Source organism: Tabrizicola sp., assembly GCF_016792905.1.
In the GTDB taxonomy this organism is placed as follows: Bacteria; Pseudomonadota; Alphaproteobacteria; order Rhodobacterales; family Rhodobacteraceae; genus Tabrizicola.
Genome location: NZ_JAEULP010000040.1, coordinates 1 through 7,285 on the forward strand (window position 1 = coordinate 1; position 7,285 = coordinate 7,285).

The window sequence follows — 7,285 nt, forward strand, 5'->3', positions numbered from 1 at the left end:
AGGGGATCGGGTGTCCACCGTCGAGAGCATGGACCCATCAAGCCGCGGGTTGCTGGTGCTGGCCATTGACCAGAGGTTTACATGTCGCCCCCTATGCCCTGGGTTTGCCGGAATAAACCGGAGTTTATGCGCAACCTGCGCGCGACAGGCCCGGATCGGCGCTCGCCGGGCGTTGCCGTCCCGCACACCGGGCGAATCGGGCAACGCAAGGGGCCCGCGACAACTGCCACGGGCCCCGCGATGGTCCGCAAGTTTAACTGTCTCAGATCTTCATCGACACGCCGAGGTGCTTGGCAACGGTGAAGATGTCCTTGTCGCCGCGCCCGCACATGTTCATCACGATGATCTTGTCGCGCGACAGCGTCGGCGCCAGCTTCATCACCTGCGCCAGCGCATGCGAGGGCTCCAGCGCCGGGATGATTCCCTCCAGCTTGCAGCAGAGCTGGAACGCCTCCAGCGCCTCGGCATCGGTGATGCTGACGTACTCAGCCCGGCCCACATCGTGCAGCCAGGAATGTTCCGGCCCGATGCCGGGATAGTCGAGCCCCGCGCTGATGCTGAACCCCTCCAGGATCTGCCCGTCCGCGTCCTGCAACAGATAGGTCCGGTTGCCATGCAGCACTCCAGGACGGCCCCCGGTCAGGCTGGCGCAATGCTCCATCCGCTCGTCCACGCCCTTGCCGCCCGCTTCCACGCCGACGATCCTTACCGAGGGATCATCGAGGAAGGGGAAGAAGAGGCCCATGGCATTCGACCCGCCGCCGATGGCCGCGACCACCACGTCGGGGAGCCGGCCCTCGCCTTCCTGTTCTGCCAGCTGCCAGCGGACTTCCTTGCCGATGATCGACTGAAAATCCCGCACCATCGCCGGATAGGGATGCGGTCCCGCCACCGTGCCGATGCAGTAGAAGGTGTCGCGCACGTTCGTCACCCAGTCGCGCAGCGCATCGTTCATCGCGTCCTTCAGCGTGCCCCTTCCGGAAGTCACCGGAATGACCTCAGCGCCCAAGAGCTTCATCCGGAACACGTTCGGCGCCTGGCGTTCGACGTCATGCGCGCCCATGTAGACCACGCATTTCAACCCGAACTTGGCGCAGACCGTGGCCGTCGCCACCCCGTGCTGGCCCGCGCCGGTTTCCGCGATGATCCGGGTCTTGCCCATGCGGCGGGCGAGGATGATCTGTCCCAGCACGTTGTTGATCTTGTGCGCGCCGGTGTGGTTCAGCTCGTCGCGCTTCATGTAGACCTTGGCGCCACCCAGATGCTCGGTCAGGCGCGGCGCGAAGTACAGCGGCGAGGGGCGGCCGACATAGTGCTTCCAGAGATCGTCCATCTCGGCCCAGAAGCTCGGGTCGGTCTTGGCGAAGTTGTAGCGCTCTTCCAGCTCCAGGATCAGCGGCATCAGGGTCTCGCTGACGAAACGTCCGCCGAAAAGCCCGAAGCGGCCCTGTTCGTCCGGCCCCGTCATGAAGCTGTTCAACCCGTCCTCGGCCATCTCCGCCCCCTAGCTACTGCCCTTCCTCTCTAGCGGTGGGTCCGGGCGGCGTAAAGCTTGCCTTTGGGCGGGCCTCCGCGTTTGGATAGCAGGGTGGGTGGTCATGGAGACGGGACATGCGGAAACTGGCGACACTGATGCTGATGGTCCCGGGCAGCGCGGTCCATGCGGCACCGGATGCGGTTGAACTGGCGGCATCGCTGGGGCTGAAGGTCAAGGGCGGGCAGGTGATCAATGCCTGCGACGAGGCGGTGACACCCATGCTGACGCCGGTCGAGCTTGGTGGGGCGGTCGGCACGGCGCAGCTCCTGGTCATTCCCGGCGGGCCGAACACGGTCTCCTGCTACGGCGACAACCCGGGCGACATGCATCTTCTGATGGCCGATGGCGCGGGCTGGCGCAGTGTCTTCAACGGCGGCGGATTCATCATGGTCTTGCCCGATACCCGCAATGACGTGCATGACTTCGCGCTCGGCGGGCCGGGGTTCAGCTTTCCGGTCTTCCAATGGGACGGGGTGTCCTTCACCGTCGGAGGCGAGATCAGCGACCACGACCTGCAAGCCCTGGGTGAACTGCCGACTTTCCCCTAGATATCTCAGGTCAGCGGCTTCTTCATTCCCAGATGCGAGGCGACATAGCCCAGCCGCTCGTAGAAGCGGTGCGCGTCCAACCGGCTGCGGTCTGTGGTCAGCTGGATCATCGTGCACCCCGCCGCCCGCGCCCGCGCCTCGCATTCCGCCATCAGCGCCGCGCCCAGCCCCTGCGAACGAAGGTCGGCAGCCACCCGGACCGCCTCGATCAGCGCCCGGCGGCTGCCCCCGCGCGAGAGACCCGCAAGCACCGTCAGTTGGGCGCAGGCGATGATCCGACCCCCGGCTTCGCCTACGATCAGCTGGTGCATGGGGTTGGCGGCGATGTCGTCGAAGGCATCGAGATAGGCCTGCGCCTCTGCTCCCTCCCGGCCTTTGCCCAACGGGTCGTCGGTCAGGAGCGCCACGATGGCAGCCACATCGGCGCGGGTCGCGTCGCGAAAGACCACCCGGCTCATCGCAGGATCGGCACGCCGGCCTTCACGCCCTGCGCCGCCTCGACGAAGGCCGCGATGCGGGCATGATCCTTCACCCCCGGCGCGCTTTCCACTCCGCTCGCGACATCGACCTGCCGCGCTCCCGTCAGGCGCACCGCCTGGGCCACGTTATCCGGCGTGAGCCCTCCCGCCAGCATCCAGGGCTTCAGCCACTTGCGCCCGACCATGAGCCGCCAGTCGAAGGTCAGCCCGTTGCCTCCCGGCAGGACCGAACCTTTCGGCGGCTTCGCGTCGATCAATAGCTGATCGGCAACCAGCGAATAGTCGAGCAGGGGGGCCAGATCGGCCTCATCGGCCACGCCAATCACTTTCATGACCGGAAGGCCATAGCGCGCCTTGACCTCAGCCACACGGGCCGGGGTTTCGTGCCCGTGCAGCTGGAGCATGTCCAGGGGCACCTCCGCCACGATGGCGTCCAGCGTCGCATCGTCGGCATCGACCACCAGCGCCACCTTGCAAAGCCCCTCGGGCGCCGCCAGCGCCAGTGCCCGGGCCTGCTCGGGGGTCACATACCGGGGGGACTTCGGAAAGAAGTTGAACCCGGCATAACCCGCCCCCGCCGCCGCGACCGCCGCCACATCAGCCGCAGTCCGCAGCCCGCAGATCTTGACCCGCACCTCTTGCATCAGCGGGCCCTGGGCGCATCCAGAAGCGCCAGCACCTCGTCCTTCGGGGGGACCGATGTGGAATCCTTCAATACCGCCAGTTCACGCTCCAGTCGGGCAACCTCGCGTCCCTTCTGGTTGGCAGTCGCGCGGTGGCCGTGTTCGCGGAACCATTCCCAGACGAAGCCGATCAGCACGCCGACGATGATGCCGCCGAAGATCACCAGAAACAGCGGCAGGTCCATCGTCCAGGTCAGCCCGGTCAAGGCCGCCATGTCGTCGGGCAGCAGCCGCACCGGGACGGGCGCGCGGTTCGCCAGCGCAACCACAAGCAGCCCGATACCGAGAAGGCCAAGAAGCAGAAGGCGAAGATAGCGGATCATCCAAGGCACCCCAAGGGTTTGGGGCCACTATCGGCCCGTTCCGGACCGGGTGCAAGGCAAAGGGGGGTTACTTGCCGTTCAGCCGGTCGCGGAGCAGCTTGCCGGTCTTGAAGAACGGCACCTTCTTGTCGTCGACGGCGACAGCTTCGCCCGTGCGGGGGTTGCGCCCGACGCGCGCATCGCGCGCCTTGACCGAGAAGGCCCCGAAGCCGCGCAACTCCACCCGGTCGCCCTTGGCCAGCGCCTCGATGATCTCTTCGAAGACCGTGTTCACGATCCGCTCGACATGCCGCTGGGTCAAATGCGGGTTCTCATCCGCGATCTTCTGGATCAGTTCCGAACGGATCATCCGTAGTCCCCCCTCGTGGTTCGGCCCCTGGCAGGCGGCCGCCACCATCTTGTTCTCGCGCGACTATAGCGGCAGGATTTGCATTCGGGCAAACAAAAACGGGGACTTGGCCAAAAGGAAAGGCCCCGCTTGTGACGGGGCCTTCCTGTTCAATCTTGGGTGAGGAAAGCCGATCCCTCAGCCACGATCCTTGAGCGCGGCGCCCAGGATATCGCCCAGCGACGCGCCCGAATCGGACGAGCCATACTGTTCGACGGCTTCCTTCTCTTCCGCGATCTCGCGTGCCTTGATCGACAGGCCCAGCTTGCGGGTCTTCGGGTCGATGTTGGTCACGCGGACATCCACATGGTCGCCCACCTGGAAGCGCTCGGGACGCTGGTCGGCGCGGTCGCGCGACAGGTCCGAACGGCGGATGAAGGACTTCTGGCTATTGTACTCGACCTCGATCCCGCCATCCTCGATCGCCGTGACGGTCACGGTGACGATGCCGCCCCGTTTCACGCCATCAACCGCATCGGTGAAGGTGTCGTCGCCCAGAGCCTTGATCGACAGCGAGATGCGTTCCTTCTCGACATCCACTTCGGTGACGGCGGCCTTGACCACGTCGCCCTTGCGGTAGTTCTGGATCGCTTCCTCGCCGCGCTGGTCCCAGGACAGGTCCGAGAGGTGAACCATCCCGTCGATGTCGTTGTCGAGGCCGACGAACAGACCGAATTCGGTGATGTTCTTGACTTCGCCCTCGATGGCCGAACCGACCGGGTGGGTTTCCGCGAAGACTTCCCACGGGTTGCGCTGGGTCTGCTTCAGGCCAAGCGAAACGCGACGCTTGGCGCTGTCGATTTCCAGCACCATGACGTCGACCTCTTGCGAGGTGGAGACGATCTTGCCGGGGTGTACGTTCTTCTTGGTCCAGGACATTTCCGAGACGTGAACCAGGCCCTCGACCCCCGCTTCCAGCTCCACGAAGGCGCCGTAATCGGTGATGTTGGTGACGCGGCCTTTGTGGACCGTGCCGATGGCATACATCTTCTCGACGGCATCCCACGGGTCGGACTGGAGCTGCTTCATGCCCAGGCTGATGCGGTGGGTTTCCTTGTTGATCTTGATGACCTGAACCTTGACGGTCTCGCCGATCGACAGGATTTCCGAAGGGTGGTTGACCCGGCGCCAGGCCATGTCGGTGACGTGCAAGAGGCCGTCAACGCCGCCCAGGTCCACGAACGCACCGTATTCGGTGATGTTCTTGACCACGCCGTCGACCACTTGACCTTCAGTCAGGTTGCCGATGACTTCGGCGCGCTGTTCGGCGCGGCTTTCTTCCAGGATCGCGCGACGCGAGACAACGATGTTGCCGCGACGACGGTCCATCTTCAGGATCTGGAACGGCTGCTTCATGCCCATCAGCGGGCCGGCATCGCGCACCGGACGCACGTCAACCTGCGAACCCGGCAGGAACGCAACAGCGCCGCCCAGGTCGACCGTGAAGCCGCCCTTGACCCGGCCGAAGATCGCGCCATCGACGCGCTGCTCGGCGGCATAGGCTTTTTCCAGACGGTCCCAGGCTTCCTCGCGGCGGGCCTTCTCACGGCTGATCTGGGCTTCGCCGCGGGCGTTCTCGACGCGGTCCAGATAAACCTCGACGGTGTCGCCCACGTTGATGTTGGGCTGCTCACCGGGGTTCGCGAATTCTTTCAGGTCGATGCGGCCTTCCATCTTGTAGCCGACATCGATGATGGCCTGGCCCGCCTCGATGGCGATGACCTTGCCTTTGACGACAGTGCCCTCTTCAGGGGTGTCGATCTCGAAGCTTTCCTTCAACAGGGCTTCGAAGTCTTCCATGCTTGCTTTAGCGCACATATAGATCAGTTTCCTTTTCTCGTGTTTTCACTGGCCTTGCGGTTGGCTCCGCCGGTCTTTGCCCTGAACGAAAAAACGAAGCCCACCGGGAAACCGGCGACTGTCGGTCGTTTCAGGATGCGGGCGCTATAGCGGCATTGGCCGGGTGAGGCAAGGGAAACCGGCCCGGGCCGCGGGGCACCCGTTCCGCATTTCCGCCGCTTTCATGGGGTTTCCTGCCGCCATGCGCAACGCAATCCTCGCCCTTGTCCTTGGCACCGCCCTCTGGTCCGTCGCCGGATGGCTCGCCCACCCGCGCGAGCTTTGGGACGTTCCCGCCTTCTGGCCGGTCTGGGGGCTGGCGATCCTGTGTGCGGGCGCCCTGGGCCTTGCCCGCGACAGCCGCCCCCTGCGCGACACCGGGCTTCTGTTCCTGCCGATCTTCGGGGTCCTGACCATCTCGACGCTGCATAGCGGTGGGGGCGCCAACCTGCTGCCGCTCGGAATCGTCGCGGTGGCCGTCCTTGCCCTGCCGGGGCTGGCGCTGGCCTGGCTCGCGCAGCGCCTGACCGCCGCGCGCCGTTAGGCCTTGGCCCGGCCGAGCCGCGCCACCACCACCGCGCAGGCCACTGCCACCGCCTCGTCGATCGCCATGCTGCTCGTGTCGATCGTCACTGCGTCAACCGCCGCCCGCAACGGAGCATCCGCCCGCCCCATGTCGCGGGCATCGCGCTCCTTCACTTCAGCCAGAACTCGCGCCTCATCCCCGCCGACCTCCAGCCAGCGCCGATGGGCACGGATCTCGGGGCTGGCGGTAACGTAAAGCTTCACCTCGGCCTCGGGGCAGATCACCGTGCCGATGTCGCGCCCGTCCAGGACCGCCCCGCCTTCCGATCGCGCAAAACGGCGCTGGAAGCTGACCAGCGCCTCTCGCACTTCCGGCAAGGCGGCAACTCGGCTGGCGGCCTGCCCCGCCTCCAATGTGCGCAGATCGCCCCGGTCCAGATCGGCGGCTGTCAGGTTGCGGGCGGCGGCGGCAGGATCGCCGCCCTTCACGCCCACTGCCCGATACAGCAAGCCCGTATCCAGATGCCGGAAGCCGAACCGTTCTGCCACGGCCTGGCTGATCGTGCCCTTCCCCGCCGCCGCCGGCCCGTCGATTGCCACCGTGAAGATCATCACCCTCGCCCGCCACTCGAATGCCCCCGGCGGAAGTATTTCGAAAAGCGCAAGTCGTGAAGGGGGTTCTGCGGGCGGCCCGCGCCACAAGGACCATGTTCCATCCGCGGCTTCACCTGCCCCAGCCCCCAAGCCCTTGAATTCCCTGCCGCTGTCCAGCAGACCCCGTGGATTTTCACGGATTTCCGCTTGGATTCCGTCAGGAATATGCCTATGTTCCCCGCGCGACGTTATCTTTTCGACCACTGTCTCCGACCATCGGCCACAGCAATCGACTTCAAGCTGACGGGGCCAAGCCGCCGCATCCCGCGGGCGGCATGACTTGAGGAGACTTCACGATGGCCAAGGGCA

Annotated in this window: 9 protein-coding genes; 2 read left to right on the forward strand and 7 right to left on the reverse strand. The window is 65.5% G+C overall.

Features of this window, described 5'->3' with window-relative positions; translation table 11 throughout:
• Nucleotides 1-262 precede the first annotated feature (262 nt).
• A complete protein-coding gene (gene trpB / locus JNL31_RS09280; protein ID WP_294972622.1) occupies nucleotides 263-1,495 on the reverse strand; it encodes a tryptophan synthase subunit beta in 1,233 nt (410 codons plus the stop codon).
• Between the two features lie 116 nt (nucleotides 1,496-1,611).
• On the opposite strand from trpB, the gene JNL31_RS09285 reads away from it, so the two are divergent.
• Entirely contained in the window at nucleotides 1,612-2,085 is a 474-nt protein-coding gene (locus tag JNL31_RS09285) for a hypothetical protein (RefSeq protein WP_294972624.1), read from the forward strand.
• Nucleotides 2,086-2,090: 5 nt separating this feature from the next.
• On the opposite strand, the gene JNL31_RS09290 is transcribed toward JNL31_RS09285, so the two are convergent.
• The 5 genes from JNL31_RS09290 to rpsA all read right to left on the reverse strand — a co-directional run bounded on the left by JNL31_RS09290 (nucleotide 2,091) and on the right by rpsA (nucleotide 5,776).
• Entirely contained in the window at nucleotides 2,091-2,543 is a 453-nt protein-coding gene (locus tag JNL31_RS09290; RefSeq protein WP_294972627.1) for a GNAT family N-acetyltransferase, read from the reverse strand.
• Nucleotides 2,540-3,208: a phosphoribosylanthranilate isomerase gene (locus JNL31_RS09295; protein WP_294972630.1), complete on the reverse strand. Its 669-nt coding sequence runs from the start codon at nucleotides 3,206-3,208 to the stop codon at nucleotides 2,540-2,542. The genes JNL31_RS09290 and JNL31_RS09295 overlap by 4 nt, the downstream gene beginning before the upstream one ends.
• On the reverse strand, nucleotides 3,208-3,570 hold the full coding sequence (locus JNL31_RS09300) for a LapA family protein (RefSeq protein WP_294972632.1): 363 nt from the start codon (nucleotides 3,568-3,570) through the stop codon (nucleotides 3,208-3,210). Before JNL31_RS09300 ends, JNL31_RS09295 begins: the two co-directional genes overlap by 1 nt.
• A gap of 67 nt (nucleotides 3,571-3,637) precedes the next feature.
• A complete protein-coding gene (gene ihfB / locus JNL31_RS09305; protein WP_294972635.1) occupies nucleotides 3,638-3,919 on the reverse strand; it encodes an integration host factor subunit beta in 282 nt (93 codons plus the stop codon).
• Nucleotides 3,920-4,096: 177 nt separating this feature from the next.
• The gene (gene rpsA, locus JNL31_RS09310; RefSeq protein WP_294972637.1) at nucleotides 4,097-5,776 is read right to left on the reverse strand and encodes a 30S ribosomal protein S1; all 1,680 of its coding nucleotides are present in this window, start codon (nucleotides 5,774-5,776) and stop codon (nucleotides 4,097-4,099) included.
• A gap of 223 nt (nucleotides 5,777-5,999) precedes the next feature.
• On the opposite strand from rpsA, the gene JNL31_RS09315 reads away from it, so the two are divergent.
• Nucleotides 6,000-6,341, forward strand: coding sequence for a hypothetical protein (locus tag JNL31_RS09315; protein WP_294972640.1), 342 nt, complete (start codon nucleotides 6,000-6,002; stop codon nucleotides 6,339-6,341).
• Here the strand turns inward: JNL31_RS09315 and JNL31_RS09320 are convergent.
• Nucleotides 6,338-6,934: a d(CMP) kinase gene (locus JNL31_RS09320; protein WP_294972643.1), complete on the reverse strand. Its 597-nt coding sequence runs from the start codon at nucleotides 6,932-6,934 to the stop codon at nucleotides 6,338-6,340. The two genes, JNL31_RS09315 and JNL31_RS09320, sit on opposite strands and share 4 nt — an antisense overlap.
• Nucleotides 6,935-7,285: the final 351 nt, after the last annotated feature.